The sequence below is a fragment of the Enterobacter nematophilus genome (assembly GCF_026344075.1).
Lineage (GTDB): Bacteria > Pseudomonadota > Gammaproteobacteria > Enterobacterales > Enterobacteriaceae > Enterobacter > Enterobacter nematophilus.
Window position 1 is genome coordinate 432,118 of record NZ_JAPKNE010000002.1, and the last position, 25,941, is coordinate 458,058.

General features: G+C 53.3%; 28 protein-coding genes, 3 tRNA genes and 1 pseudogene. 17 read left to right on the forward strand and 15 right to left on the reverse strand.

Translation table 11 applies throughout. The features are described 5' to 3' along the window. Nucleotides 1-26: 26 nt before the first annotated feature. Genes fliT through fliD form a run of 3 tightly spaced genes read right to left on the reverse strand, consistent with a single transcriptional unit; the run spans nt 27 to nt 2,257 of the window. On the reverse strand, nt 27-401 hold the full coding sequence (gene fliT, locus OSH03_RS08685) for a flagella biosynthesis regulatory protein FliT (RefSeq protein WP_045260347.1): 375 nt from the start codon (nt 399-401) through the stop codon (nt 27-29). Nucleotides 402-406: 5 nt separating this feature from the next. Then, nucleotides 407-811: a flagellar export chaperone FliS gene (gene fliS, locus OSH03_RS08690; protein ID WP_045260346.1), complete on the reverse strand. Its 405-nt coding sequence runs from the start codon at nt 809-811 to the stop codon at nt 407-409. Between the two features lie 21 nt (nt 812-832). Continuing rightward, nucleotides 833-2,257, reverse strand: a complete 1,425-nt coding sequence (gene fliD, locus OSH03_RS08695; protein WP_266178831.1) for a flagellar filament capping protein FliD — start codon at nt 2,255-2,257, stop codon at nt 833-835. A 401-nt stretch (nt 2,258-2,658) separates the two neighbouring features. Between fliD and OSH03_RS08700 the strand changes: the two genes are divergently transcribed. The 9 genes from OSH03_RS08700 to sdiA all read left to right on the forward strand — a co-directional run bounded on the left by OSH03_RS08700 (nt 2,659) and on the right by sdiA (nt 10,570). Beyond that, on the forward strand, nt 2,659-3,483 hold the full coding sequence (locus OSH03_RS08700; protein ID WP_277614598.1) for a flagellin N-terminal helical domain-containing protein: 825 nt from the start codon (nt 2,659-2,661) through the stop codon (nt 3,481-3,483). A gap of 62 nt (nt 3,484-3,545) precedes the next feature. Next, nucleotides 3,546-4,751 carry a flagellin lysine-N-methylase gene (gene fliB / locus OSH03_RS08705; protein ID WP_266178832.1) on the forward strand — a complete coding sequence of 402 codons (1,206 nt, stop codon included), beginning with the start codon at nt 3,546-3,548 and terminating at the stop codon, nt 4,749-4,751. A 129-nt stretch (nt 4,752-4,880) separates the two neighbouring features. Beyond that, a complete protein-coding gene (locus OSH03_RS08710) occupies nt 4,881-5,600 on the forward strand; it encodes an RNA polymerase sigma factor FliA (RefSeq protein ID WP_014170714.1) in 720 nt (239 codons plus the stop codon). 54 nt (nt 5,601-5,654) lie between these two features. After that, entirely contained in the window at nt 5,655-6,206 is a 552-nt protein-coding gene (gene fliZ / locus OSH03_RS08715; RefSeq protein ID WP_061097767.1) for a flagella biosynthesis regulatory protein FliZ, read from the forward strand. A gap of 86 nt (nt 6,207-6,292) precedes the next feature. Then, a complete protein-coding gene (gene tcyJ, locus OSH03_RS08720; RefSeq protein WP_047652374.1) occupies nt 6,293-7,093 on the forward strand; it encodes a cystine ABC transporter substrate-binding protein in 801 nt (266 codons plus the stop codon). Between the two features lie 107 nt (nt 7,094-7,200). Further along, a complete protein-coding gene (gene dcyD / locus OSH03_RS08725; RefSeq protein ID WP_266178833.1) occupies nt 7,201-8,187 on the forward strand; it encodes a D-cysteine desulfhydrase in 987 nt (328 codons plus the stop codon). Between the two features lie 21 nt (nt 8,188-8,208). Next, on the forward strand, nt 8,209-8,877 hold the full coding sequence (tcyL, locus tag OSH03_RS08730; RefSeq protein WP_028013677.1) for a cystine ABC transporter permease: 669 nt from the start codon (nt 8,209-8,211) through the stop codon (nt 8,875-8,877). Continuing rightward, the gene (tcyN, locus tag OSH03_RS08735) at nt 8,874-9,626 is read left to right on the forward strand and encodes an L-cystine ABC transporter ATP-binding protein TcyN (RefSeq protein ID WP_041909387.1); all 753 of its coding nucleotides are present in this window, start codon (nt 8,874-8,876) and stop codon (nt 9,624-9,626) included. The genes tcyL and tcyN overlap by 4 nt, the downstream gene beginning before the upstream one ends. Before the next feature lie 221 nt (nt 9,627-9,847). After that, on the forward strand, nt 9,848-10,570 hold the full coding sequence (gene sdiA / locus OSH03_RS08740; RefSeq protein ID WP_151412573.1) for a quorum-sensing transcriptional regulator SdiA: 723 nt from the start codon (nt 9,848-9,850) through the stop codon (nt 10,568-10,570). Between the two features lie 66 nt (nt 10,571-10,636). Here the strand turns inward: sdiA and OSH03_RS08745 are convergent, their stop codons facing one another. Further along, a complete protein-coding gene (locus OSH03_RS08745) occupies nt 10,637-10,861 on the reverse strand; it encodes a DUF2594 family protein (protein WP_014832453.1) in 225 nt (74 codons plus the stop codon). A 25-nt stretch (nt 10,862-10,886) separates the two neighbouring features. After that, nucleotides 10,887-10,955: pseudogene (locus OSH03_RS22165) on the reverse strand (hypothetical protein); the annotation flags it as partial. A gap of 371 nt (nt 10,956-11,326) precedes the next feature. Here OSH03_RS22165 and uvrY point away from each other — a divergent pair. The 6 genes from uvrY to OSH03_RS08775 all read left to right on the forward strand — a co-directional run bounded on the left by uvrY (nt 11,327) and on the right by OSH03_RS08775 (nt 14,864). After that, nucleotides 11,327-11,983 carry a UvrY/SirA/GacA family response regulator transcription factor gene (gene uvrY, locus OSH03_RS08750; RefSeq protein ID WP_013096026.1) on the forward strand — a complete coding sequence of 219 codons (657 nt, stop codon included), beginning with the start codon at nt 11,327-11,329 and terminating at the stop codon, nt 11,981-11,983. Continuing rightward, nucleotides 11,980-13,812, forward strand: a complete 1,833-nt coding sequence (uvrC, locus tag OSH03_RS08755; RefSeq protein ID WP_151412574.1) for an excinuclease ABC subunit UvrC — start codon at nt 11,980-11,982, stop codon at nt 13,810-13,812. The genes uvrY and uvrC overlap by 4 nt, the downstream gene beginning before the upstream one ends. A 56-nt stretch (nt 13,813-13,868) precedes the next feature. Beyond that, nucleotides 13,869-14,417 carry a CDP-diacylglycerol--glycerol-3-phosphate 3-phosphatidyltransferase gene (pgsA, locus tag OSH03_RS08760; protein WP_008500348.1) on the forward strand — a complete coding sequence of 183 codons (549 nt, stop codon included), beginning with the start codon at nt 13,869-13,871 and terminating at the stop codon, nt 14,415-14,417. Nucleotides 14,418-14,569: 152 nt separating this feature from the next. After that, nucleotides 14,570-14,645: transfer RNA gene (locus OSH03_RS08765), tRNA-Gly, on the forward strand. A gap of 46 nt (nt 14,646-14,691) precedes the next feature. Next, a tRNA-Cys gene (locus tag OSH03_RS08770) sits at nt 14,692-14,765 on the forward strand. A gap of 12 nt (nt 14,766-14,777) precedes the next feature. Further along, nucleotides 14,778-14,864 (forward strand) — tRNA-Leu (locus tag OSH03_RS08775). 394 nt (nt 14,865-15,258) lie between these two features. Here the strand turns inward: OSH03_RS08775 and OSH03_RS08780 are convergent. The 7 genes from OSH03_RS08780 to OSH03_RS08810 form a co-directional block, all read right to left on the reverse strand. Further along, nucleotides 15,259-15,738, reverse strand: coding sequence for a DUF2778 domain-containing protein (locus tag OSH03_RS08780; RefSeq protein ID WP_253542624.1), 480 nt, complete (start codon nt 15,736-15,738; stop codon nt 15,259-15,261). Then, the gene (locus tag OSH03_RS08785; protein WP_024909777.1) at nt 15,735-16,226 is read right to left on the reverse strand and encodes an Hcp family type VI secretion system effector; all 492 of its coding nucleotides are present in this window, start codon (nt 16,224-16,226) and stop codon (nt 15,735-15,737) included. The genes OSH03_RS08780 and OSH03_RS08785 overlap by 4 nt, the downstream gene beginning before the upstream one ends. Before the next feature lie 154 nt (nt 16,227-16,380). Further along, nucleotides 16,381-17,097 carry an ABC transporter ATP-binding protein gene (locus tag OSH03_RS08790; protein ID WP_266178834.1) on the reverse strand — a complete coding sequence of 239 codons (717 nt, stop codon included), beginning with the start codon at nt 17,095-17,097 and terminating at the stop codon, nt 16,381-16,383. Further along, nucleotides 17,094-17,969, reverse strand: a complete 876-nt coding sequence (locus OSH03_RS08795; RefSeq protein ID WP_266178835.1) for an ATP-binding cassette domain-containing protein — start codon at nt 17,967-17,969, stop codon at nt 17,094-17,096. Before OSH03_RS08795 ends, OSH03_RS08790 begins: the two co-directional genes overlap by 4 nt. Beyond that, a complete protein-coding gene (livM, locus tag OSH03_RS08800) occupies nt 17,966-19,240 on the reverse strand; it encodes a high-affinity branched-chain amino acid ABC transporter permease LivM (protein WP_253542618.1) in 1,275 nt (424 codons plus the stop codon). The genes OSH03_RS08795 and livM overlap by 4 nt, the downstream gene beginning before the upstream one ends. Nucleotides 19,241-19,251: 11 nt before the next feature. Further along, nucleotides 19,252-20,166 (reverse strand): ABC transporter permease subunit, encoded by a 915-nt coding sequence (locus OSH03_RS08805; RefSeq protein WP_266178836.1) that lies wholly within the window; start codon nt 20,164-20,166, stop codon nt 19,252-19,254. Nucleotides 20,167-20,265: 99 nt separating this feature from the next. Further along, a complete protein-coding gene (locus tag OSH03_RS08810) occupies nt 20,266-21,387 on the reverse strand; it encodes a branched-chain amino acid ABC transporter substrate-binding protein (protein WP_061097836.1) in 1,122 nt (373 codons plus the stop codon). 414 nt (nt 21,388-21,801) lie between these two features. Between OSH03_RS08810 and OSH03_RS08815 the strand changes: the two genes are divergently transcribed. After that, nucleotides 21,802-22,470, forward strand: coding sequence for a YecA/YgfB family protein (locus OSH03_RS08815; protein WP_253542613.1), 669 nt, complete (start codon nt 21,802-21,804; stop codon nt 22,468-22,470). A 33-nt stretch (nt 22,471-22,503) separates the two neighbouring features. Here OSH03_RS08815 and tyrP read toward each other — a convergent pair whose 3' ends face one another. The 3 genes from tyrP to yecR all read right to left on the reverse strand — a co-directional run bounded on the left by tyrP (nt 22,504) and on the right by yecR (nt 25,000). Next, entirely contained in the window at nt 22,504-23,715 is a 1,212-nt protein-coding gene (gene tyrP, locus OSH03_RS08820) for a tyrosine transporter TyrP (protein WP_266178837.1), read from the reverse strand. 245 nt (nt 23,716-23,960) lie between these two features. Then, the gene (gene ftnA, locus OSH03_RS08825) at nt 23,961-24,458 is read right to left on the reverse strand and encodes a non-heme ferritin (protein ID WP_253542608.1); all 498 of its coding nucleotides are present in this window, start codon (nt 24,456-24,458) and stop codon (nt 23,961-23,963) included. Nucleotides 24,459-24,661: 203 nt separating this feature from the next. Beyond that, complete coding sequence (yecR, locus tag OSH03_RS08830) at nt 24,662-25,000, reverse strand: YecR family lipoprotein (protein WP_266178838.1); 339 nt, start codon at nt 24,998-25,000, stop codon at nt 24,662-24,664. A gap of 251 nt (nt 25,001-25,251) precedes the next feature. Between yecR and OSH03_RS08835 the strand changes: the two genes are divergently transcribed. Next, complete coding sequence (locus OSH03_RS08835) at nt 25,252-25,890, forward strand: RpiB/LacA/LacB family sugar-phosphate isomerase (protein WP_266178839.1); 639 nt, start codon at nt 25,252-25,254, stop codon at nt 25,888-25,890. Nucleotides 25,891-25,941: the final 51 nt, after the last annotated feature.

Genomic DNA, 25,941 nt, shown 5'->3' on the forward strand with positions numbered 1-25,941 from the left:
AGACTTCTGGAGTATGGATGAAGAAATCATAATTGTGTGTCGCGGGTAACACTTTCTGGATAAAGAATATTCCCTGACAGCTTTCCATAGGTAGAGGTGATGGATTGCTGTTTGCCGGTCTGATCGATGAGATTACGCAGTTCGTCCATCCGCACTTTCAGCAGCGCCTTTAACGTATTCTCATTGTCGAGGATCATCTCCAGCAGCGCACGCGCTTGCTCAACCTGAGCCGGTGGGCATGACATGATGGGCGTTTGCGAAATCCTTTCCACCAGTTGAACGTAATGCATTTCCTGCTCAATAAGCGCATCCCATTGACCAGAATGTGCGAGATTTAGCATAGCAATGCTCTGAGCATGTAACGCCTGCCAGTGGCTAAGCGCTGCGCTGGGATTATTCATCAAAATTATCCTGAAATAGAGGACGCATTGGGGCCGATTTGCTTCCACGCATCCGCAATGTTGTTTAATAAACCCTCGACTTCAACAATTGCGTCTACGTCATTACTGACGTTCGCCAGTAATAAACGTCGAACCATATATTCGTACAAGGAGGCAAGATTGCTGGACAGCTCGCTCTCAACCTCCATGTTCAGTCCTGCTTTTAAACCGTTGTCGATGATGTTAATGGCTTTCGATAACGCTTCGCCTTTTTCACGAATTTGTCCGGCTTCCATGAACAAACGCGCGCGGACGAGGGCGCTATGCGCCCCGTCGAACAACATGACAATCAGCTGGTGTGGACTGGCATTCATAACTGCGCTTTCTACTCCTATCTGCTGATAGGATTGAACACCAGAGGTCTTATACATATCCACTCCTGAAGGCTACGACTATTTTTGTGAGAACTGTTGGGTCAGGTAGTTGGCCGTACTGGTCATTTTGGTGACTAATACGTCCAGGCTGGTGAACTGCGCTTTGTAACGCGCCATGGTGGCATCAATAGTGGCTTCCATAGAATCGTAACGTTCGCCCAGGGTTTTCAGCGTTTTGTTGATACCGTCTTTCGCGTTCTGGATCACACCCGCGCTGCCGGTACTGGTGCTGAGCATGGTGGTCAGCGTGTTGTTCATCTGGGTCGCCAGACCGGTTTTCTTTCCGTCACCGATAAAATACTGCTGTACGGCGGTCGGGTTGTCGGTCAGCGCTTTTTTCAGCTTATCGGTATCCACTTTGAGGTTACCGACCGTACCGTCTGAACCTTTCACCGGATCCTGGGTAATCCCGAGCTGAGCCATGATCTGAACGGAGCCGGCCTGAACTTCGGTCAGCAGGCCGCGCAGCTGAGACTGGATCCCGCGCACGTTTGCATCACCCACCAGCGCGCCGTTGCTGGTGGATTGGCTGCCAGAACCTGCGTCGACCGGCACATATTTGGTGAGGCTATTAATGGTGGATTGCAGCGAGTTATACGCGGTTACCCAGTCCGTTACGGCTTTCTGGTTCGCATCCGTGGCGCGCGTCACTTCCAGCATTTCATCTGCTTTACTTTCGGCCTTCACGGTGAAGGTCATCCCCGGCAGCGCATCGGAGATAGTGTTCGATTGACGCTCAATCTTGATGTCGTTCACCACGACAATCGCGTTCTGGGCCGCGGTATTTACCGCCAGCGCGCCGGTTTTGGCGGTTGAGTCGTAGCCGATTGCACTTTGCAGCTTGTCGTCACCGGTGACGCTGATGGTCATCTCGCCATCCGTGCCGGTGGTTTTCGATGACAGCATCAGGCGGTAATCGCCGTCTTTCGCCTTGATTACGCTGGCGGTGACGTTGCCGTTCGCTTTGTTGATCGCGCTGGCGATCCCGGCAAGCGAGGTATCGTCATCGGCCAGGTTCACCTCTAAAGGCGTTTTTGTTCCCGGCTGGGTAATCGTGATTTTACGCGTCGTGCCGGTCGTACCGCCCAGCAGCTCCGTGTTGGTTGTGTAGGAGCCCGTCGTGAGCGCCTGTGCTTTTGCCACCTGATTGACGTTAACCACATAAGAGCCGACGGATGCGTCTGCGGTCGTGGTTGCGGTAAAGGCCGTGTTGGTACTGCTTACGGCGGTTGAGTTCCATGTGGTTGCTTTACCCAGCGCAGCGGTCGCAGTCTGCAGCGAGGTCATGGCACTCTGCAGCTTGCCGTACGCGCTTAACTGTGCGTTATACGTTGATTGCTGGGTAGTAATCGTCGTCAGCTTGGTTCGTTCTGCTGCATCCAACTGATTATATAATTCCCCGAGTCCTGCAGAACCTATCCCGAGGTTACTGATAGTAGCCATGCATATTTTCCTTAAATACGAAAGTAGTTCAGGACTCTTATCGGCCTCGAATAGTAAAAGTTTACGATGGTGAGAAAAAAATAATCCAAAGAATAGGCATGTCCTGGCGCGTTAAATGAAACGATTGCACTTTGGGACGTTTTTTAGTGCGCCAATAACACAGATAAGTGTGTGCCTTTTTTTGGCATATTCCGCGTAATAAAAAGCCGTAAATAATAACCTTATGATGAACCTTAATTGATTTTTTTAAAAATAAAATCATTAATAATCATATAGTTATAATTTTTTCGAAATTGATTCTAAAGTCTTTTCGGGACCCGTCGATAACCTTGTTGACGGTGAGAGACGCTGTGAGTGTTAGGCACCGGACCTAAAACCCAATTTTTGAAGGAAAGAAAATTATGGCAGTTATCAATACTAACCTGTTGTCCCTGACTACTCAGAACAACCTGAACAAATCTCAGTCTTCTCTGGGCACTGCTATTGAGCGTCTGTCTTCAGGTCTGCGTATCAACAGCGCGAAAGACGATGCCGCTGGCCAGGCGATTGCAAACCGCATGACCGCTCAGATCAAAGGCATGACTCAGGCAGCGCGTAACGCCAACGACGGTATCTCCATGGCGCAGACTGCTGAAGGTTCTCTGAATGAAATCAACAGCAACCTGCAGCGCGTTCGTGAACTGGCTGTTCAGGCAAGCAACGGCACCAACAGCGCATCTGACCTGGCCTCTCTGCAGGATGAAGTTACCGCGCGTCTGGCTGAAATCGACCGCGTTGCGGGCAAAACTGACTTCAACGGCATCAAACTGCTGGACGGCACTGCAGGTACTGCTGGTGTGGTTAAAATTCAGGTTGGCGTAAACGACGGCGACACCATCAACCTGGACCTGAGCGGTGCTAAAGCTGACTCTACCACTCTGGGTGTGAACGCTATCGACCTGAAAGCAATGACCGCTACCGATCTGGACACCATTGACAAAGCTATCGCTAAAGTTGATACCGCTCGTTCCGGTCTGGGTGCTGTGCAGAACCGCTTCACTTCTGCAATCAACAACCTGAACAACACCTCTAACAACCTGTCTGCTGCTCAGTCCCGTATCCAGGACGCTGACTACGCAACTGAAGTTTCCAACATGTCCCGCGCGCAGATCCTGCAGCAGGCTGGTACTTCTGTTCTGTCTCAGGCAAACCAGGTTCCACAGACCGTTCTGTCTCTGCTGCGTTAATTTTACGCACGAAACCCCGCTTCGGCGGGGTTTTTTTGTCTCTGAATTTTGAGGACCCGCCCGTGAAACAGATCGTTATTACCCAGCCTAAACTGGTCGCAGATTTTTCCTGTGTCGGTGGGGAGTGCCGTGAACATTGTTGTCAGGGCTGGACCATCGCGTTTGATAAATCCTCCGTTAACCGCTATCTGAACAGTAAAAATACCGGCATTCGTCACACGGCGAAAACGGCGATAAAAGTCACAAAAAAACAGTACGGCAACTGGGGCGAAGTGATTTTCCATACGGAAAGTAAAAACTGCCCGTTTATGGATACGGAAAAGCTCTGCTCTATTCATAGCGCCATGGGTGCCCAGGCGTTGAGCCCAACCTGTTCGACGTTCCCGCGGACAAACCGGGTCTATAAAAATGAAATTGAAAAATCGCTCAATCTCTCGTGCCCGGAAGTGACTCGTCTGCTGTTGAACGATCGGGCGTCGATGTCGATGATGGAATCCATCAGCGTTCAGCAGGACGTGAATAATGCGCCAGCGATGGATTTGAAGATTAAGGTCATCAATCTCTTCTGCCAGAACCTATTTAGCGTTGAGGCGGTGAGCGTTGAAGAGCAGGTTTATGCCGTGGTGAAATTCCTCATGGTGGCTGAAAAGCTCGAAAACCTGGAAGAGAATATCAGCACGCTCGAAACGGTTTATTTTTCGCTGGTGAACGAGCTGGTGAGCGGTAAAATCAAGACGGAGTTAGGCGGGTTTAATCAGAACTACAGCCTGAAATTCGCGTTAATCTCGCTCATCCAAAGCTACTTTACGAAGAAAGCGACAGCCCGCGGCGGCGCCGTATTAAACCGTTATTTTGACCAGCTTTATAAACAGTTTGAATCTGTCGATGACACCGTTTCGGCAGAAAAGGTCATGGAAAACATCGAGTCCGTCTGGCGCGATGTGGCGGGCGGTTACCTGACGGAAAACGATCACCTGTTTAAGAACTTTTTTAAATACAAGCTCTGGGAGCAGGGCTTCCCGCAGAGCAACGGCCGCAGCATGTTGAATAATCTCTATTTAATCGTCGCGGAGTTCTATTTCCTCAAATCGCTGCTTGCCGGTCAGGCCATCGCGGCGGGGAAAATTGAACAAGACAATATTATTGACGTTATTTACAGTTTCCACTCCCTGAGCCAGCATAATCAGGAAGCAGGAAAGCTCTTTCATCAACATATAGATAGCGTCAAATTGGGCGACGATATCTCATTGCTGCAACTGTTAATTTAGCCAGAAAAGTTGCCCCTCCTGCGGGCAACCTCAGAATAACCTCACTTTATCCCCCTTTTTCATCCAATTGAACGCCCTGCAGAATCGGATAATCATGCCGATAACTCAACTAACGCAGGGCTGTTTATCGTGAATTCACTCTATACCGCTGAAGGTGTAATGGATAAACACTCGCTGTGGCAGCGTTATGTCCCGCTGGTGCGTCACGAAGCATTGCGCCTCCAGGTGCGCTTGCCGGCGAGCGTGGAACTTGACGATCTGCTACAGGCGGGCGGTATCGGGTTATTGAATGCAGTTGACCGATACGACGCTCTGCAAGGAACGGCATTTACGACTTACGCAGTTCAGCGTATTCGTGGTGCGATGCTGGACGAGCTGCGCAGCCGCGACTGGGTGCCGCGCAGCGTTCGCCGCAACGCGCGCGAAGTGGCGCATGCGATGGGGCAGCTGGAACAGGAACTGGGACGCAACGCAACGGAAACCGAAGTGGCGGAACGTCTTGGCATTGCTGTTGAAGAGTATCGTCAGATGTTGCTCGATACCAATAATAGCCAACTCTTCTCCTATGACGAGTGGCGCGAAGAGCATGGCGATAGCATCGAGCTGGTGACGGACGAGCACCAGCAGGAAAACCCGTTACACCATTTAATGGAAGGGAATTTACGCCAGCGCGTAATGGAAGCGATTGAAGCTCTGCCTGAGCGCGAACAGCTGGTGTTGACCCTTTATTACCAGGAAGAGCTTAATCTTAAAGAGATTGGCGCGGTTCTGGAGGTGGGGGAGTCGCGGGTTAGCCAGCTGCACAGCCAGGCCATTAAACGCTTACGAACCAAGCTGGGTAAGTTATAGGTGATCCAATCACCCGAAAAATGCCGCACAACGTATTGACAACCAGGAGTTATCATGACGGTGCAGCAATCTAAAAGACGGCCTTTAAGCCGCTACCTGAAAGACTTTAAACACAGCCAGACGCATTGCGCCCACTGTAACAAATTACTCGATCGTATCACGCTGGTTCGCCGCGGCGAGATCGTGAATAAAATCGCAATCTCTCGCCTCGACACGTTAATGGATGAAGCCGCGTGGCTCGAAGAGCAAAAAGAGTGGGTGGCGCTTTGCCGTTTCTGTGGCGATCTCCACTGCAAAGAGCAAAGCGACTTCTTCGATATCATCGGCTTCAAACAATTCCTGTTTGAACAAACGGAGATGAGCCACGGCACCGTGCGCGAATATGTGGTTCGCCTGCGACGCCTTGGGCAGCATCTGACCGTAAACAATATCTCTCGCGATCTGCTCAAGACAGGTTATCTGGATGAAAATCTGGAACCGTGGCTGCCTGCAACCAGCACCAATAACTACCGTATTGCGCTGCGCAAGTATGCGCAATATAAGGTACAAATGCCGGGTTCCGTGAAGCAGAAAGCGCTCGCCGGAACAACTTCTGATATATATTAAAAAAGAATAAGATGTAGCGCAGTCGCCTTTGACGTTGCAGGCGATTTCTCTACACTACGTAAAAATTCCACTATATCGGGGTATTTATGAAATTTGCACTTCTGGGTCGTCAGGCGCTGATGGGAGTTATGGCCGTCGCGCTGGTTGCGGGCATGAGCGTAAAAACGTTCGCCGCAGAAAACCTGCTGAATAAAGTAAAAGAGCGCGGTACGCTGCTGGTCGGGCTGGAAGGAACCTATCCTCCGTTCAGCTTCCAGGGTGATGACGGCAAGCTGACCGGTTTTGAAGTGGAATTTGCAGAAGAACTGGCAAAACACCTCGGCGTTAAAGCCTCCCTGAAACCGACCAAATGGGACGGTATGCTGGCCTCGCTGGATTCAAAACGTATTGACGTGGTGATTAACCAGGTGACCATTTCTGACGAGCGTAAGAAGAAGTATGACTTCTCCACGCCGTACACCGTGTCCGGTATCCAGGCGCTGGTGAAGAAAGGTAACGAAGGCTCCATCAAAACGGCTGCCGATCTGAAAGGCAAAAAAGTTGGCGTCGGTCTGGGAACCAACTACGAAGAGTGGCTGCGCCAGAACGTTCAGGGCGTGGATATCCGCACCTATGATGATGACCCGACGAAATATCAGGATCTGCGCGTAGGCCGTATCGACGCCATTCTGGTTGACCGTCTGGCCGCTTTGGATCTGGTGAAGAAAACCAACAATACCCTCGCGGTAGCGGGTGACGCGTTCTCTCGTCAGGAATCCGGCGTGGCCGTCCGTAAAGGCAACGAGGATCTGGTGAAAGCCATCGATTCCGCGATTGCTGACATGCAGAAAGACGGCAGCCTGAAGGCGCTGTCTGAGAAGTGGTTCGGGGCGGACGTCACCAAGTAAGTTAGTGACGTGAAAAAAAGGCGCTTTTAAAAGCGCCTTTTTTATTTCTTACGCGTCTGCGTGCATAATGAAAAATATCACATTTTGTCTAGGTTACCGGAGAATCCATGTCACTACAGAATTTAACGCGCTTTCCCCGTCTGGAGTTTATCGGCGCGCCGACGCCGCTCGAGTACCTGCCGCGATTTTCTGATTATCTGGGACGCGATATTTTCATTAAGCGCGATGACGTGACGCCGATGGCGATGGGCGGCAATAAGCTGCGCAAGCTGGAGTTTCTGGCGGCTGACGCGCTGCGCGAAGGCGCGGATACGCTGATCACCGCCGGGGCCATTCAGTCCAACCACGTTCGTCAGACGGCGGCCGTGGCGGCAAAGCTCGGACTTCACTGCGTGGCCCTGCTGGAAAACCCGATCGGCACGCGAGCGGAAAACTATCTGTCCAACGGGAACCGTCTGCTGCTGGATCTGTTTAACGTGCAGGTGGAGATGGTTGATGCGTTGACCGACCCGACCGCGCAGCTTGACGATCTGGCCACGCGCCTGGAAGCGCAGGGTTTCCGTCCCTACGTCATTCCCGTCGGTGGTTCGAATGCGCTGGGCGCGCTGGGCTATGTGGAAAGCGCGCTGGAAATCGCCCAGCAGTGCGAAGGGGCGGTGAGCCTCTCGTCTGTGGTGGTTGCCTCCGGAAGTGCGGGCACCCATGCCGGGCTGGCGGTGGGGCTGGAACAACTGCTGCCGGAGGTCGAGCTGATTGGCGTAACGGTGTCCCGCAGCGTCGCGGACCAGAAGCCAAAAGTAGTGGCTCTGCAACAGGCGGTGGCAGAGCAGCTGGAATTGAAGGCAAAGGCTGATATTCTGCTCTGGGATGACTATTTTGCGCCGGGTTACGGCACGCCTAATGAAGAGGGAATGGAAGCCGTTAAGCTGCTGGCGCGCCTTGAGGGTATACTGCTCGATCCGGTTTATACGGGTAAAGCGATGGCCGGGCTTATCGATGGCATTGCGCAGAAACGCTTTAAGGATGAAGGGCCGATTTTATTTGTGCACACCGGCGGGGCGCCCGCGCTGTTTGCTTATCATCCTCATGTCTAAAAATCAGGTCGAAAAATAATAATGCAAGAAAGTATTCAACTGGTTATTGATTCTCTGCCGTTCCTGCTGAAAGGTGCGGTATTTACGTTACAGCTGAGTATCGGCGGGATGTTCTTCGGGCTGGTGCTGGGCTTTGTACTGGCCTTAATGCGCATGTCGCCCATTCTGCCGGTACGCTGGCTGGCGCGCTTTTATATCTCCGTGTTTCGCGGTACGCCGCTCATCGCTCAGCTCTTTATGATCTACTACGGCTTACCGCAGTTCGGCATCGAGCTGGATCCGATCCCGGCGGCGATGATTGGCCTGTCGCTTAACACGGCGGCCTATACCTCCGAAACCCTGCGCGCGGCGATCTCGTCGATTGATAAAGGCCAGTGGGAAGCGGCGGCCAGTATCGGGATGACGCCGTGGCAGACGCTGCGTCGCGCCATTCTGCCGCAGGCGGCGCGGGTGGCGTTGCCGCCGCTCAGCAACAGCTTCATCAGCCTGGTGAAAGATACTTCTCTGGCGGCAACCATTCAGGTGCCTGAGCTGTTCCGTCAGGCGCAGCTTATTACCTCGCGCACCCTTGAAGTTTTCACCATGTATCTGGCCGCCTCGCTGATTTACTGGGTAATGGCGACGGTGTTGTCTGCTCTGCAAAACTACTTTGAAAACCAGCTTAACCGCCAGGAGCGTGATCCAAAATGAGTGCTATCGACGTTAAAAACCTGGTGAAAAAATTCCACGGGCAAACGGTGCTCCACGGGATCGACCTGGAAGTTGAGCAGGGCGAAGTCGTGGCGATTATTGGTCCGAGCGGGTCGGGGAAAACCACGCTGCTGCGCAGTATCAACCTGCTTGAACAGCCGGAAGGGGGCACCATTCGGGTTGGGGAGATAACGATTGATACCGGTAAATCCATCAGCCAGCAGAAAGGGTTGATTCGCCGCCTGCGCCAGCATGTTGGCTTTGTGTTCCAGAGCTTCAATCTTTTCCCGCACCGCACGGTGCTGGAAAATATTATTGAAGGGCCGGTCATTGTAAAAGGCGAGCCGAAAGAGGAAGCGACGGCGCGCGCGCGTGAACTGCTCGCTAAAGTTGGGCTGGCAGGGAAAGAGACCAGCTACCCGCGCCGCCTGTCGGGCGGGCAGCAGCAGCGCGTGGCCATTGCGCGGGCGCTGGCGATGCGCCCTGACGTGATCCTGTTTGATGAACCGACCTCCGCGCTCGATCCCGAGCTGGTGGGAGAGGTGCTGAATACCATCCGCCAGCTGGCGCAGGAAAAACGCACCATGGTCATCGTGACCCATGAAATGAGCTTTGCGCGCGACGTGGCGGACAGAGCCATCTTTATGGACCAGGGGCGGATTGTGGAGCAGGGACCGGCGAAAAGCCTGTTTGCTAACCCTCAGCAGCCGCGAACCCGTCAGTTCCTGGAAAAATTCCTCATGCAGTAGCATTTTTGCACTAATTTGCTCCAGAAAGTTCTTCTGGAGCAAATTATCCTCGCTCTTCGCCTTAAACGGTGTTCTTTTATTCCACCCGAACAGAATAAACCTTATCCATTGCGCAGTTAATTGTGCTATTGCCGATATTTTGTAGTTGAAAATAAGTTTTATGTGTTAGGTTATATTCACCATAATAATGATTATCTTTTCAGAGGCTTCTTTTAGTAAGTATGAAGGATTCAGACTTTTTCACCTGGCGACGGGATTGCTCCCTCCGGTTTCAGGAATTGACCTGTGCCGCCGAGGTATATCATGAACTTCAGCGACAAACTCAGGCGCTGGAATTCGATTATTACGCACTCTGTGTGCGCCATCCGGTGCCGTTTACGCGGCCTAAAATTGCTGTGCATACCACTTATCCACAACAGTGGCAGGCGCAATATCAGTCAGAGAACTATTTCACCATCGATCCGGTGCTCAAGCCCGAGAATTTCATTCAGGGGCATTTACCCTGGACGGACGAATTATTTGCGGATGCTCAGGAATTATGGAGCAGCGCGCAGGGCTTCGGTTTACGTTCGGGAATAACACAGTGTCTGATGCTGCCTAATCATGCGCTCGGCTTCCTTTCGGTTTCCCGTACTAGCGCACAGGAAGGTCCGTTTTCGAGCGAGGAAATAGAGCTGCGGCTGCAGATGCTGGTGCAAATGGCATTAACCGCGTTGTTGCGTTTTGAAGATGAGATGGTTATGCCGCCTGAGATGAAATTCAGCAAACGCGAACGAGAAATTCTGAAATGGACTGCGGAAGGGAAGACGTCTGCGGAAATAGCGATCATTCTCTCTATTTCAGAGAATACGGTTAACTTCCATCAGAAGAATATGCAGAAAAAATTTAATGCGCCAAACAAGACGCAGATAGCCTGTTATGCGGCGGCTACGGGACTGATCTGATTAGAGAGTACGTTCTGCGTGACAGACGAGTGGACGGCTGAATGCACTGCATCCAGCCGTTTTTTGTTACTGGCGGTACGCTTGTTTGATTTGCTTTACGGTGTTAGCAAATACGGCCGATTCCGCCTGGTCTTCCATCTGCGCGATTTGTTTTTCCATTTTAATGATCACACGACCAGCATCAGCCTGGCCCATCGCCTGCAGCATCAGCGTTAGCAGCGCTTTCAGGCAGTTTACTTCCTGTGCCAGTTCCTGGTTATTCTCCGCAGTGGCAAATTCAGGTGTGCTCATTTATTTTCCTCATTATTAAACGGCGCTAAAGCGCGACGACGAAAGTCAAGGCGGCGGAGTATACCACAAGCTGCAGCAAAAAATGCAGCGGTTGTTTTTCGTACTTTTACGCCGGTGTTTATTTGCGTAAACAGAGCCAGCCGGTAAACTGGCGCTCGGGTTCGGCTATTAATTGTTTGCGCCTGGTTTACTTGCCGTTAATTATTGTTACAAAAATTTGAGAACCGTTTTTTCGCGAGGAAAACGTGCAAGTTTTTTGTAACTTTTTGAATACAGATACTTAAAAAAAGCCGCAAAAGCTCTGATGGCAAGGGATCTCTTTCCATGGACTGTACAGGCTAATTTCCAAAAACGAGAACAAAATCGAATAGCCGATTTTTTAACGTTTTAATCTTGTCATGAAAACCGTTAATATAAGCCAAATTATCACTCAGTAGCGTTATCCCTATTCTGGAGACATTTCCTTTGATCAACGTCCTTCTTGTTGATGACCACGAACTGGTGCGCGCAGGGATACGACGCATTCTTGAAGATATTAAAGGTATTAAAGTTGCCGGTGAGGCGTGCTGTGGGGAAGACGCCGTAAAATGGTGCCGCACAAACTCGGCCGATGTGGTGCTGATGGATATGAACATGCCCGGTATCGGTGGCCTTGAGGCAACGCGCAAAATCGCGCGTACCTTTGTTGATACGAAAGTCATCATGCTGACCGTGCATACTGAAAACCCGCTTCCCGCGAAGGTGATGCAGGCGGGAGCTGCCGGTTACCTGAGCAAAGGCGCCGCACCTCAGGAAGTCGTCAATGCTATCCGTTCTGTATTTGCCGGGCAGCGTTACATTGCCTCTGACATTGCGCAGCAGATGGCGCTGAGCCAGATCGAACCCGAGAAAACGGAATCACCGTTTGCCAGTTTGTCTGAGCGTGAATTGCAGATTATGCTGATGATCACCAAGGGTCAGAAAGTGAATGAGATCTCAGAGCAGCTGAATCTCAGCCCGAAAACGGTCAACAGCTATCGTTATCGTATGTTCAGTAAATTGAACATTCATGGTGATGTTGAACTGACTCATCTGGCCATCCGGCATGGTTTATGTAACGCGGAGACGTTGTTAAGTCAGTGAGTGATGTATTCGATTCAAAAGCATTTCTGAAAACCGTAACCAGCCAGCCAGGCGTCTATCGGATGTATGACGCTGGCGGTACGGTTATCTATGTGGGGAAGGCCAAAGATCTCAAAAAACGTCTTTCCAGCTATTTCCGCAGCAACCTTGCCTCCCGTAAGACCGAAGCGCTGGTCTCACTCATTCAGAATATTGATGTCACCGTGACGCATACCGAGACGGAAGCGCTGCTGCTTGAGCACAACTATATTAAGCTCTACCAGCCGCGCTATAACGTGCTGCTGCGGGACGACAAGTCCTATCCGTTTATCTTTCTGAGTGGCGACACCCATCCGCGCCTCGCGATGCACCGCGGCGCAAAACATGCGAAGGGTGAATATTTCGGCCCCTTCCCGAATGGCTATGCCGTGCGGGAGACGCTGGCGCTGCTGCAAAAAATCTTCCCGATCCGCCAGTGTGAAAACAGCGTTTACCGCAACCGCTCGCGCCCGTGTCTGCAGTACCAGATTGGGCGCTGCCTTGGCCCCTGTGTTGCCGGGCTGGTCAGTGAAGACGAGTATGCGCAGCAGGTGGAGTATGTACGCCTGTTCTTAGCAGGCAAAGACGATCAGGTCTTAACTCAGCTGATCGCCCGAATGGAAAAAGCCAGCGCCGCGCTTGAGTTTGAGGAGGCTGCGCGGATCCGCGACCAGATCCAGGCGGTGCGCAGAGTTACTGAGAAACAGTTTGTCTCGAATACCGGCGACGATCTCGACGTTATCGGCGTGGCGTTCGACGCCGGCATGGCCTGCGTGCACGTGTTGTTTATTCGCCAGGGCAAAGTGCTCGGCAGCCGCAGCTATTTCCCGAAGGTGCCTGGCGGCACCGAGCTGGGAGAAGTAGTGGAAACCTTTGTCGGCCAGTTCTATCTGCAGGGCAGCCAGATGCGTACGCTGCCCTCTGAGATCCTGCTCGATTTTAATCTTGACGATAAAACCCTGCTGGCTGATTCGCTTTCCGAACTGGCCGGGCGTCGGGTGAATGTTCAAACCAAACCGCGCGGCGACCGTGCACGTTACCTGAAGCTGGCGCGGACCAACGCGGCGACGGCGCTCACCACTAAGCTGTCCCAGCAATCGACGGTCAGCCAGCGTTTAACCGCGCTGGCGACGCTCCTGAAGCTGCCGGAAGTGAAGCGTATGGAATGTTTTGATATCAGCCATACGATGGGTGAGCAGACGGTGGCGTCCTGCGTGGTGTTTGACGCCAACGGCCCGCTGCGCGCCGAGTATCGCCGCTATAACATCACCGGCATCACGCCGGGTGACGACTATGCCGCCATGAATCAGGTGCTGCGTCGCCGCTACGGTAAAGCGATTGAAGAGAGCAAGATCCCGGACGTGATTCTTATCGACGGCGGGAAAGGGCAGCTAGGCCAGGCGAAAGCGGTATTCGAGTCGCTCGACGTTGAGTGGGACAAAAACCATCCGCTTTTGTTAGGCGTGGCAAAAGGGGCCGATCGTAAGGCCGGTCTGGAAACGTTGTTCTTTGAGCCGGAAGGTGAGGGCTTCAGCCTGCCGCCGGACTCCCCGGCGCTGCACGTCATCCAGCATATTCGCGATGAGTCGCACGACCATGCCATCAGCGGCCACCGCAAAAAACGGGCGAAGGTCAAAAACACGAGCACGCTTGAGACTATTGAGGGCGTTGGGCCAAAACGCCGCCAGATGCTGCTGAAGTATATGGGCGGATTGCAAGGATTACTCAACGCCAGCATGGAGGAAATTGCAAAAGTGCCGGGTATTTCGCAAGGGCTGGCAGAAAAGATCTACTACTCGTTGAAACATTGAGGGCTCTGTAGCAACATAGAGCTAAATTTTACTGACAACAAATAGTTACCGTCACTATGCAATATAATATCCCTACGTTGCTCACTCTCTTTCGTGTTGTACTCATTCCGTTCTTTGTGCTGGCATTTTACCTGCCGGTCGTCTGGGCACCGTTTGCCTGCGCATTGATCTTCCTTATCGCAGCGGTAACTGACTGGTTTGATGGCTATCTGGCGCGCCGCTGGAACCAGAGCACCCGTTTCGGCGCGTTTCTCGATCCGGTAGCGGATAAAGTGATGGTCGCTATCGCGATGGTGCTGGTGGCTGAGCACTATCATACCTGGTGGGTGACGCTGCCCGCCGCAACGATGATCGGCCGTGAGATCATCATCTCTGCGCTGCGTGAGTGGATGGCGGAGCTGGGGAAACGCAGCAGCGTGGCGGTCTCCTGGATTGGTAAAGTGAAAACCACCGCGCAGATGGCGGCGCTGGTGTGGATGCTCTGGCGCCCGAACGCCTGGGTTGAATGGGCGGGTATTGGTCTCCTGTGGGTAGCGGCGGTGCTAACGCTGTGGTCAATGCTGCAATATTTGAACGCTGCGCGCGGAGATTTGCTTGATCAGTGATCGTTTCGCCGTAATTTTCAGCAAACAATCCAGACAAGCAAAAAATAACGTTGACTCATAACGTCATATCAGTAGAATGCAACGCATCGAACGGCGGCACAGCAAGCCGGACGATAATGAAATCAAGTGGTTAGCAGTTAACTTGATGACATGCGGGAATAGCTCAGTTGGTAGAGCACGACCTTGCCAAGGTCGGGGTCGCGAGTTCGAGTCTCGTTTCCCGCTCCAGATTAAAGACATGCGCAACAGCGGGTGTCAGTTTGAAAAGTTTTACGGCGCGTTAGCAAAGCGGTTATGTAGCGGATTGCAAATCCGTCTAGTCCGGTTCGACTCCGGAACGCGCCTCCACTTTCTTCCCGAGCCCGGATGGTGGAATCGGTAGACACAAGGGATTTAAAATCCCTCGGCGTTCGCGCTGTGTGGGTTCAAGTCCCACTCCGGGTACCATGGGAATCAAAGAATAATCAAAGCAATAAGCAGTGTCGTATAAACCACCGAAAGGTGGTTTTTTTATTTCATTTGCGTTACTTCAGCATTTTCACTGTACCATTTTCCATTTCCGAGTCAAAAAAGCCTTCGAGACTCTACGCCTGAAGGCTCATAAATCACATTCGTTTTACTAATTTCCTTACTAACAAGCCAGTAAGAATCGCCGGAAGCAATCCAAACAAAGAGGCGATATCGACTAACGTATCCTCCAGTTCTTCTATCCCGTATGTGCCGAAATGATCCATCACTGCATAAGCCCATTCGGCAGGTATCAAGATAAAAAGCCAGCGCGTGTATAAAAGAAAACTGATAAGACCGATTGCAAGGCTGAAGGTGATTTCTATAAAAGTCCTCATGTTACTGTTATTGTCCCGTAAGCTTTAAAGCTCGTGCAAGGTACTGGCATCATAGTTGTTTTCATAAGAGCTTCGTACAAGTAATCAAAGTCACTCAGATGAAGAAGGGTTATACAGCCTTCGCTTAACCCTCTTGGTCCTATCGGATGGAGGCGGAAATGGCCGCGCCGGACACCTTCAACAAAAACTTGATCATCTATCTGCCAGTCATCTTTGTATAAGGCAAACCATTTTGAGCGATCGGTGCCATAAATATTTTTCAGGGCAAAATCACTTAGTCCTCCGAGCCTGCCTCCGCTCTGTCGGTTCACGATGAAGTAACGTCCAGGCGGGATCGGCCCGATTTCTGGTTTGCTTGCCATAGTCAGATTGTTTCTGCCATAGAGCTGGCCTGAGAATGCCGGAAAGTTCCCTACACCCGGAACGGTAAGAACAGATGACGGTAAGCCATTCAATGCATAGCGCGCAATAATCATGCTGTAACCCGAATATTCCAGCCGTCAGTAAACTGGATGTTCCCGTCGCAGTGCTTCCAGGTGATTTTCTCATAACGCAGTTCGATCGCCTCAAGATGGTTGTGTTTTTCCATTGAGGGATTTTTTACGTTATGCATAACAGGCGTTATCCCTACGATTTTCACATTTTCTAAAAGCATATTGAAATACTCAACTTCCTGCCCCGCATCGTTGATACGGTACCATTTGATTTCAGCTGACTTTAGGGTCTGGCCAGTTGCTACAGCCCGGTAAAGGTAAGGAGAGGATGAATCAAACTCTTTTTCGATTGTTAGTGGGGAGTGGACGCGGGTGCCGGTTAGTTTCCCCGTATTGCCATCGGTTGGAATGTGTAAACCATGGCCAAACGATAAAACCTCAATGCTACCTTCACGGTGCTGAACATCTACAGAACCTGTAATATTCGCACCTCCGTCATCTTTGAGCCATAAATATGCGGGTATAGCCATTCTGAACGCTCCTTTTCAGTGAGTTTGACGTGATTATCAGATACTAATAAATCAACAAACTCAGGCCGTCTCAAGGCATTGCGTGCTATACCTGTCGTGAATATCTCATTGTTATTTATATAAAAATAATTTTAACGATTCCTTTCATATTAAATCACACCCCACCCAAATACGCCTTCCTCACCTCCTGATTTCCCAGCAGCTCCTCGCCGCTGCCGCTCAACCTGATCTGCCCGTTAACCATCACATACCCGCGATCGGAAAGCTTCAGCGCGTGGTGCGCGTTCTGCTCTACCAGAAAGATGGTCATGCCGTTGCGGGCCAGCTCGCGCAGCGTCTGGAAGATCTGCTTCACCACTATCGGCGCTAAGCCCAGGCTCGGTTCATCAAGCAGCAGCAGCCTGGGACGGCTCATCAGCGCCCGGGCGATCGCCAGCATCTGCTGTTCTCCGCCGGACATGGTCATCGCGCGCTGCTTGCGCCGCTCCTTGAGACGAGGGAACAGGTCGAACATGGTTTGCATATCTTCAACCGCAAACTGGTTGCCAATGGGGATGGTCCCCATCAGCAGGTTCTCTTCAACGGTCATATCCGGGAAGACGCGCCGGCCTTCAGGCGCCTGCGCAATGCCGCTGGACGCGACGTAGTGGGTGGATTGATGGCTGATGTCGTCACCGCCGAACAAAATCTGACCGCTGCGGATGCGCGGCTGGCCAAAGATAGACATCAGCAATGTCGACTTACCCGCGCCGTTCGCGCCAATCAGCGCCACGGTTTCACCCTTATTGACCTCCAGGGAGACCTGCTTCAGCGCCTGAATGGCTCCGTAAAACACATCCACCTCGCGAAATGCCAGCAGCGGTTCGGTCATAGGGGCACCTCGCTTTCGTCCGTGCCCAGGTAGGCGGCGATCACCTTTTCATCATGCTGAATTTGTTCGGGTTTGCCTCTGGCAATCACGTCACCGTGGTCGAGCACGATAATGTCGTCCGAAATCTCCATCACCATCCCCATATCATGTTCAATCAGTAAGACCGTGATGTCATGACGATCCCGAAGAAAACGAATAATGCTGCTCAGCTTATGCGTTTCGACCGGGTTAAGCCCGGCGGCGGGCTCATCAAGGCAGATCATCTCGGGCCCGGTACACATTGCCCGCGCGATCTCCAGACGCCGCTGCTGCCCGTACGACATCTCCCCCGCCAGGCGATTGGCGCACTCCACCAGATCCACCACTTCCAGCCAGTAGAAGGCCCTGTCCAGGGCGTCGCTTTCCGCCCGCCGATATGCCGGCGTGTTTAAGATCCCGGCGAGCAGATTGCGGTTAACGCGCATATGCTGCGCGACCAGCAGGTTTTCCACGACCGACATCTCGCGAAAAAGGCGGATGTTCTGGAATGTGCGAGCCAGCCCGGCGCGGTTGACCAGGTGCGTTCCGCCAAACATTTTGTAGAACAGGCGCTGCCCGAACTGCGCGGGGTTAATCCAGTCGCCCGGCTGGAATTTTTGTCCGAGGACCTGAATAACGTTGGTCGTTTTAGTGCGGGTAGAAAATAAAATATTGCCGCCGGAGGCCTTATAGAAGCCGGTCAGGCAGTTAAACACGGTTGTTTTTCCCGCTCCGTTTGGCCCGATAAGGGCGGTAATGGAGCCGCGCTGCACGTCCAGATTCACGTCGTTAAGCGCCTTAATCCCGCCGAAGTGCATCATCAGATGCTCAACGCGCAATATCGTCCCGTTCATGGCGCCACGCCCTTACGCACGGCAAACCCGCTGCGGTTAATGCGGATCAGGCCGCGTGGACGCCAGATCATCATCACCACCATCAGCATGCCAAACAGCAGGACACGGTACTCGGCAAAACTGCGCAGCAGCTCCGGCGTGACCGTAAGCACAAAGGCGGCCAGCACCACGCCAAGCGTCGAGCCCATGCCGCCCAGCACCACGATGGCGAGGATCAGCGCGGATTCAAAGAAGGTAAAGGAGGTCGGATTCACGAACCCCTGATAGGTGGCGAAGAACACCCCGGCAATCCCCGCGGTCGACGCCCCCAGCGTAAAGGCGGAGAGCTTCACCAGGACGTGATTCAACCCCATCGAGCGGCAGGCAATTTCGTCTTCACGCAGGGCTTCCCACGCCCGGCCAATCGGCATCCGCGTCAGGCGGTGCTTGACGTAGAGCACCAGCATCACCACCAGAAACAGCACGGTATAGATAAAGATAAACTTCATGTTCGGGTTGTAGGTCAGGTGGAAAAACTCGTGAAAAGGCACGCCGCCTTCTTTCGCGCGTCGTCCAAATTCCAGGCCGAAAAAGGTGGGGGGAGGGGCCGAGACGCCATTGGGGCCGCCGGTGAAGGTCAGCCAGTTGTTCAGGATCAGGCGAATGATCTCCCCGAACCCGAGGGTGACGATCGCCAGATAGTCGCCGTGCATGCGCAGTACCGGGAAACCGAGCAGGGCACCGGCGGCGGCGGCCATGATTGCCGCCAGCGGCAGCATGCTCCAGAAGCCTAAGCCGAGATACTGGTATCCCAGCGCCAGACCGTACGCGCCAATCGCGTAGAAGGCAACGTACCCCAGGTCCAGCAGGCCGGCCAGCCCCACGACGATGTTTAGCCCCAGACCGAGAAGCACGTAGATCAGCCCGAGAATGGCGACGGTCAGGACATATTTAGTGGCGACAAACGGGAAGCAAACCGCAAGGGTAATCACCAGAGGAATAATCCAGCGCATGCGGCTCTTATATTCCGGTGGCCGAACATAGACGCCCGCGCTATCGGCTTCGAAGCGCGCCTGGAAACGGGCCCCCGCGGCGGTACCTAAAAAGGCGCTCAACAGAAAACGCCCCAGCATGACGATGCCAACCATCCAGGCCAGCCGCTGTCCGGCGAAGTTAAAGCTGTACCCGTCCAGCACCACGCCCGCAATGGGGCCGAAGATTATCAGCGCAATCAGTCCGGAAAAAATCGCGTCCAGAATGCAGCGCTTAAGCGAAAACCCGTGTGATGTCATCAGTCTCTCCCTCACACTTTGGCCACGACCGGGCGCCCGAGCAGACCCTGGGGTCGGAAAATCAGGATCATGACCAGCAGGCCAAACGAGAAGACATCTTTATAGTCCGAGTTCACCATGCCCGAGAACTGAGCTTCCGCGACGCCGAGGATGAGGCCACCCAGCATGGCGCCGGGCAGGGAACCGATGCCGCCGAGCACCGCCGCCGTAAAGGCCTTAATGCCAATCACAAACCCGACGTAGAAATCAAAGGTGCCGTAATTCATGGTGATGAGCACGCCCGCCAGGCCGGCCATCGCCGCGCCGATAACAAAGACCAGGGAAATAATTCGGTCGGTGTTAATGCCCAGAATGGAGGCCATCTTCCGATCCTGCTGTACCGCGCGGCACATCCGCCCCAGCCGGGTATGGTTGATTATCCACGTAAGCACCAGCATGCCGGCAAACGAGGCGAGCAGAATAAACACTTTGGTGTAGGTTACCTGCACGAACCCGTCGCCAAGATGCAGGCGAATCACGCCGTCGAGCATGGTCGGCACCCCTTGCTGGCGCGGACCCTGGCTCAGCTGGGCGTAGTTTTGCAGGATAAGCGACATCCCGATGGCGGAGATAAGCGGCGCCAGGCGCGTGGAGTTCCGCAGCGGCCTGTAGGCGATACGCTCGATAGTCCAGCCGTACACGCCGGTTACCGCGATGGTGAACACCAGCGTACCCAGAATCAGCAGGGGGAAGGACTCAAGCCCGAAGAAAGAGAGCAGCGCCAGGCCAATGGCGCAGAGATAGGCGGAAATCATATACACTTCGCCGTGGGCGAAATTGATCATCCCGATAATGCCGTACACCATGGTGTAGCCGATGGCGATCAGGCCGTAGACGGAGCCCAGCGTTAAGCCATTGACTAACTGCTGCAGGAAGAATGTACTCATCTTAGCGCGCTCGTTTTATAGGCTGCGCGAGGCGCGCAGCCTGATGTTTATTACGCGCCGACGGGCAAGCCCGCCGACGTTGAGCGTGACTCCGTCCCGTTACTGCACTTCCTTATATTTTCCCTTGTCGTCCCACTGGTAAACCACGTAGTCAGACACTTTCAGGTCGCCTTTGCTATCCCAGGCTTTTTTGCCCATCACCGTGTCGACGGAATTGGCTTTCAGCCACTCGCTGGCTTTAGCGGAGTCCTTGCCGCCGGTGGCCTTGAAGGCTGCGGCAATGGCCTGTACGGAGGCATAGGAGTAGAGGGTATAACCTTCAGGCTCGAATTTACCGGCGCGGAATTTGTCGATAACCGCTTTACCGTCCGGGATCAGGCGCGGATCTTTACCGAAGGTCATGTAAATGCCGTTGGTGTATTGCGGGCCGCCCGCCGCCGTCACCATCTCTTCGTTGACGATGCAGTCGCCGGAGAAGAATTTCGCCTGCACGCCCTGTTCACGCATCTGGCGAACCAGCGGGCCGGCTTCCGGGTGACAGCCGCCGAAGAACACCACGTCCGGTTTTTGCGCGCCGATCTTGGTCACCAGCGCGTTAAAGTCTTTTTCACCGCGGGATAAACCTTCGTACATCACATCCTTGACCCCGCGCTTCGCCAGCGCCGCTTTGGTGGCGTCTGCCAGCCCCTGTCCGTAGGTGTCTTTATCGTGAATGATAACCACGCGTTTGGCTTTCAGCTTGTCGATGATGAAGTCGCTGGCGACCTGGCCCTGCTGATCATCGCGGCCGCACATGCGGAACATGTCGCTCATGCCGCGTTCGGTGATCTGCGGGTTAGTTGAGCCGGGGGTAATCGCGATGATGCCCGCGTCGCTATACACCTCGGAGGCGGGCATAGTGGAAGAGGAGCAGAAATGGCCGACCACGGCGTTGACCTTATCCTGGTCGACCAGGCGGTTGGCGACGGCCACGGCCTGCTTAGGCTCGCAGGCGTCATCCCCCTGAACCAGTTTGATCTTCTCACCGTTAATACCGCCTGCGGCGTTAATGTCTTCGGCGGCCTGCGTTGCGCCGTGCCAGTACTGATCGCCGTAGGTGGCATTAGGGCCCGTGAACGGTCCGGCGACACCAATCACGATATCTGCCCGGGCGGAAAACGCCGTCACCAGACAGCCGGCCAGCACAAGAGAAACAGGAGTTCTGATAAATTTCAGCGACATTATTATGTTCCTTAGCAAAGAGGTTTTGCACCACGGCGTAAGCCTGAACGCCCAGGGCGCAGCTAATCCAAAAACACGAGCAAGAACAAAATGCACTAAACGAACGGCATCCTGCGTGATACGGCGAGGTTTCCATGCGCAGCGTCGCGCGAAGAACAGCAAGCAAAAACGTTGCCAGAATGGTTAACCCCTTGACGGGGTTATGACATGTTTGAGTATAGAGCGCCGCGTTATCCCGCCCTGCGGCAGGAGAAGAAATTACAGCGGAGATCACACATCGTTAACAATAAAGCCCATAAGTTGTGCAACGGTCACGATTTGCACACTTTTGCAGCAATAAAGACCTAAACTTCAGCCAGGGAAGGCGTGCGATCTGTGGTAGGATCCTTTCCTTTTTTATCAGGAGTGTCCGCGATGACGGAAGGTCCATTAAATGAAAGCGAAATGGCGTGGCTGGAAGAGACGTTAATGTCTTACGGTCATGACGATGCGTCCGTGATTGACGTGTCCGAGCTGGACGGCATGCTTACCGCAGTGCTTTCCGGCCCTGTTGTCGTTGAGCCAGATGCCTGGCTGGTGGCGGTGTGGGGCGGAGAGAAGTACATCCCGCGCTGGAAAAACGATCGCGAGATGAACCGTTTTATCGATCTCTGCTTTAAGCATATGAACGACATTGCCGAGCGCCTGAGCGAGTACCCGGATCAGTTTGAGCCGCTGTTCGGCTATAACGACGTTGACGGTGAGAGTTACACCGTGGTGGAAGAGTGGTGCTATGGCTACATGCGCGGCGTGGCGCTGACGGACTGGTCAGCCCTGCCGGAAGCCCTGAAGGCCGATCTCGACGTGATAGCCCTGCACGGAACGGAAGAGAACAGCGAGAAGCTGGATGAACTGTCCGAAGAGGAGTATATCGCCAGCATTGAGCGCATCCAGCCTGCGGCCCTGCGCTTATACAACTACTGGGTGGAGAACCCGCAGCAGCCGGAAGCGAAGAAGCCTGTCGTGAACGGCACGAAGGTGGGGCGTAACGATCCGTGTCCTTGCGGCAGCGGGAAGAAGTTTAAGAGCTGCTGCCTGCACTGATAAAAAAGGGGCTGACGATAGCCCCTTTTTTATTTAACCCACTTCCGGCAGCATTCCGGCTGCTATCAGCACCTGCACCAGAATAATCATCACCCCGCAGCCAAACACAACGCACAGCAGCGGTTTTCCCCCCGCGACGCGATATCCTTGCTGAGGATGCTGCTGACGGCTTTTCCACGCCAGCAGGGAAGGGAGCAGCAGGGCCAGGACCGAGAGCGCCACCCCCGCGTAGCCCAGCGCCATCACAAACCCGCGAGGGTAAAACAGCGCAAACGCCAGCGGCGGCAGGAAGGTGATGGCTCCGGTCTGTAACCGCCCGGCGGCGGTATTGCGACGCTGGAACAGGTCGGCCAGGTAATCGAACAGGCCGAGCGCTACGCCCAGGAACGAGGTCGCCAGCGCCAGGTCGGCGAACAGATGAACCGCCAGCTCCACGTGCGGCGAGGTGACCACCTCGCGCAGAGACATTAGGAAACCGTTGAGGCCAGCGTGCTGCGCCATCAGCCCGACGAAGGTGGAAGAGTCAATGCTGCCCAGCGTCACCAGCTGCCAGAAAATGTAGGCGATCAGCGGAATGGCGCTGCCGATAACAAACACGCGACGCAGCTTGCGGACATCGCCGTTCATATAGCTGACGATGCTCGGCACGCTGCCGTGGAAGCCAAACGAGGTGAAAATGACCGGAATGGCGGAAAGCGCCAGCCCTTGCTCCAGCGGCAGCGTCAGGAGGTTCACCTTGTGCACGTGCGGTGCCAGCAGCGCCAGCATGACAACCAGAAACAGGATTTTTGCGCTGAACAGAAAGCGGTTAAACAGATCGACCAGCGAGGTCCCCACGCAGACCACGCCGCCGCCGATGAGCGCAAAGAAGATGGCACCCGTTGCAGGGGTAATGTCTGAGCCAAACCAGTCGTTGACGCTGGAGGCGATAAGCTCCCCGGCACCGCTGATATAGGCAGCCGTGAGGGCGTACATCAGGAACATCATGCTAAAGCCGGTGATCCACTGGCCGTAGCGTCCCAGGTAGCGCGCCGCAAGCGAACCCAGCCCGGTATCGGCAGGCACGTGCTGGTAAACCTCAAGCAGCAGCAGTGCGGTGTAGCACATTAATGCCCAGAGCGTGCCAAGCAGCAGCAGGGTCATTCCAAATCCCACTCCCGCGGCAGCCAGAGGCATTGCCAGCATTCCTGCGCCAATCGTCGTTCCGGCGACGATAAAAATACTTCCCAGGGTTCTGTTTTTCACGCTTTCCTCTACAACGACGCTTAACCGCAACAAAATCTGCGGCGCAGAGTAAGGCAAAAGCGGTAATTCGTCAAACCACCGTTACAAGGGGTGTAATGAAAGATTTACGTATTGCACTGCCGCCAATCCTGAGTGGGGCGACGGCCTGGCGTGACGTAAACAAGGCGTACGGGGAATAAAATGCGTGTTTTGAGGCGTGGGGAAGGTAAATAAACGCGGTGCCGGAAACCGGCACCGCGCTGATATTAATTCTGCGTATCGAGAGTCGAGAGTTCTTTATCAATAAAGTAAAGACCTTCGCCGGATTTACCTACCAGCGACAATTTATCCAGCACGGATTTAAACAGCTTCTCTTCTTCGTGTTGTTCAGCGACGTACCACTGCAGGAAATTAAAGGTTGGATAATCCTGGCCAATCATTGCTGCATGAACCAGTTCGTTAATTTTTTGGGTGATCAGCTGCTCGTGCTCGTAGGTGGCGCGGAACAGTTCGTCGAGAGAATTATATTCAGCAAAAGGCGATGCCACGTTCTCGATGCGCGGCAGGCTGCCCGTATCGGTCAGATAATCGAACAGACGCTGCATGTGGGTCATCTCTTCCTGAGCGTGACGACGCAGAAACGCGGCCGCACCTTCAAAGCTGTTATAGCTGCACCAGGCGCTCATCTGCTGGTAGAGAAGGGATGAATAGAGCTCAAGGTTCATTTGTGCATTGAGCTTGTCGATCATTTCAGTTTTCAGCATGGTGGCGCTCCGGATTATTATTACGGGTTCATAATGAGCGACACTATAATTTGTTATATAATTATTTGCAAAACGTAAAATTAAATATTTATTCATTCAAAATACGAATGGGAATAAAACGCATTGGCGATATTTATTTTTATTAATGCGAATTATTTTTGTTCTTAGTTAAATAAAGCGCCAGCAAACGCTGGCAGCTTTGATTAATACCAGGGATTATTTGCCTTAGGGTTAACGGCATACCCCATGCACTTATACTGGATAGTAACGCTCTCGTTCAGGCACAACGAGCCGCTTGTCAGGGTGCAGGTTTTGACCGGCTGCCCGTAGGCAGAGGCGGTAGCATATCCCATGTTCTGACAGGCTTTGACCGCAGTACCGTTATTGACATATTCATCGGACCAGGCGTTTTGCAGCACCGCCTGGCCGTAGTCGAGGCGGACAATGCCGTTCGGCGCGTCGAGGCTGCTGATTTCCGCCTGGCGGTTAACGCTGCACCCCGCGAGCAGCAGGGCAGTACCGGCTACGATGATTCTTTTCATGGTTCGCTCTGAGTGAAGGGAGATACGTTATCGTACCCGCAGATGCCCGCTGCAATGCCAGGAATAGCCGGACGATCTGCCCTCACTCTTTGCAACGGGCGGCGTGGATCCTTTCCTCACAAATTTGTGAGCGCGAATTTGATTTTTTAAAACCATATTTCATTTACTTTGAAAGTCTGTTCATTTGATGCCAGGATGAACAGGAACAGGTATCCAGGCGGGAGTGCCCGCAGCGCATTCGGGAGAGATAAATGAAAATTGCACTGATGATGGAAAACAGCCAGGCGGCCAAAAATCCAGTGATCCTAAAAGAGCTGAAAACGGTAGCCGATGAAAAAGGGTTCCCGGTTTACAACGTGGGGATGAGCGACGAAAACGATCATCACCTGACCTACATCCACCTGGGCATTATGGCGAGCATTTTGCTGAATGCGAAAGCGGTGGATTTCGTGGTCACCGGTTGCGGCACCGGGCAGGGGGCGCTGATGTCGTTAAATATCCACCCTGGCGTGATTTGCGGCTACTGCATCGATCCCGCAGACGCTTTCCTCTTCGCGCAAATCAACAACGGCAATGCGCTTTCGCTGCCTTTTGCTAAAGGGTTTGGCTGGGGAGCGGAGCTGAACGTTCGCTTTATCTTTGAAAAGGCGTTTACCGGCCGAAAAGGAGAGGGTTATCCGCCAGAGCGTAAAGAGCCGCAGGTGCGTAACGCCGGTATACTGAACCAGGTGAAAGCGGCCGTGGTGAAAGATAACTATCTGGACTCGCTGCGCGCCATCGATCCTGAGCTGGTGAAGACCGCCGTTTCCGGCCAGCGTTTCCAGCAGTGCTTCTTTGAAAATTGCCAGGATAAAGCTATCGAAGATTTTGTTCGCGGTATCGTGGGCTAAAGCTGATTTCGAAAGTTAAGTTGTGATGTGCGTCACAAAAATATTGATTTT

Bases quoted from the DNA above. Each gene is read 5' to 3' on its own strand.
- fliT (WP_045260347.1), bottom strand. From the start codon at position 401: ATGAATAATCCCAGCGCAGCGCTTAGCCACTGGCAGGCGTTACATGCT.
- fliS (WP_045260346.1), bottom strand. From the start codon at position 811: ATGTATAAGACCTCTGGTGTTCAATCCTATCAGCAGATAGGAGTAGAA.
- fliD (WP_266178831.1), bottom strand. From the start codon at position 2,257: ATGGCTACTATCAGTAACCTCGGGATAGGTTCTGCAGGACTCGGGGAA.
- OSH03_RS08700 (WP_277614598.1), top strand. From the start codon at position 2,659: ATGGCAGTTATCAATACTAACCTGTTGTCCCTGACTACTCAGAACAAC.
- fliZ (WP_061097767.1), top strand. From the start codon at position 5,655: ATGACGGTGCAGCAATCTAAAAGACGGCCTTTAAGCCGCTACCTGAAA.
- tcyJ (WP_047652374.1), top strand. From the start codon at position 6,293: ATGAAATTTGCACTTCTGGGTCGTCAGGCGCTGATGGGAGTTATGGCC.
- dcyD (WP_266178833.1), top strand. From the start codon at position 7,201: ATGTCACTACAGAATTTAACGCGCTTTCCCCGTCTGGAGTTTATCGGC.
- tcyL (WP_028013677.1), top strand. From the start codon at position 8,209: ATGCAAGAAAGTATTCAACTGGTTATTGATTCTCTGCCGTTCCTGCTG.
- tcyN (WP_041909387.1), top strand. From the start codon at position 8,874: ATGAGTGCTATCGACGTTAAAAACCTGGTGAAAAAATTCCACGGGCAA.
- sdiA (WP_151412573.1), top strand. From the start codon at position 9,848: ATGAAGGATTCAGACTTTTTCACCTGGCGACGGGATTGCTCCCTCCGG.
- OSH03_RS08745 (WP_014832453.1), bottom strand. From the start codon at position 10,861: ATGAGCACACCTGAATTTGCCACTGCGGAGAATAACCAGGAACTGGCA.
- pgsA (WP_008500348.1), top strand. From the start codon at position 13,869: ATGCAATATAATATCCCTACGTTGCTCACTCTCTTTCGTGTTGTACTC.
- OSH03_RS08780 (WP_253542624.1), bottom strand. From the start codon at position 15,738: ATGATTATTGCGCGCTATGCATTGAATGGCTTACCGTCATCTGTTCTT.
- OSH03_RS08785 (WP_024909777.1), bottom strand. From the start codon at position 16,226: ATGGCTATACCCGCATATTTATGGCTCAAAGATGACGGAGGTGCGAAT.
- OSH03_RS08790 (WP_266178834.1), bottom strand. From the start codon at position 17,097: ATGACCGAACCGCTGCTGGCATTTCGCGAGGTGGATGTGTTTTACGGA.
- OSH03_RS08795 (WP_266178835.1), bottom strand. From the start codon at position 17,969: ATGAACGGGACGATATTGCGCGTTGAGCATCTGATGATGCACTTCGGC.
- livM (WP_253542618.1), bottom strand. From the start codon at position 19,240: ATGACATCACACGGGTTTTCGCTTAAGCGCTGCATTCTGGACGCGATT.
- OSH03_RS08805 (WP_266178836.1), bottom strand. From the start codon at position 20,166: ATGAGTACATTCTTCCTGCAGCAGTTAGTCAATGGCTTAACGCTGGGC.
- OSH03_RS08810 (WP_061097836.1), bottom strand. From the start codon at position 21,387: ATGTCGCTGAAATTTATCAGAACTCCTGTTTCTCTTGTGCTGGCCGGC.
- OSH03_RS08815 (WP_253542613.1), top strand. From the start codon at position 21,802: ATGACGGAAGGTCCATTAAATGAAAGCGAAATGGCGTGGCTGGAAGAG.
- ftnA (WP_253542608.1), bottom strand. From the start codon at position 24,458: ATGCTGAAAACTGAAATGATCGACAAGCTCAATGCACAAATGAACCTT.
- yecR (WP_266178838.1), bottom strand. From the start codon at position 25,000: ATGAAAAGAATCATCGTAGCCGGTACTGCCCTGCTGCTCGCGGGGTGC.
- OSH03_RS08835 (WP_266178839.1), top strand. From the start codon at position 25,252: ATGAAAATTGCACTGATGATGGAAAACAGCCAGGCGGCCAAAAATCCA.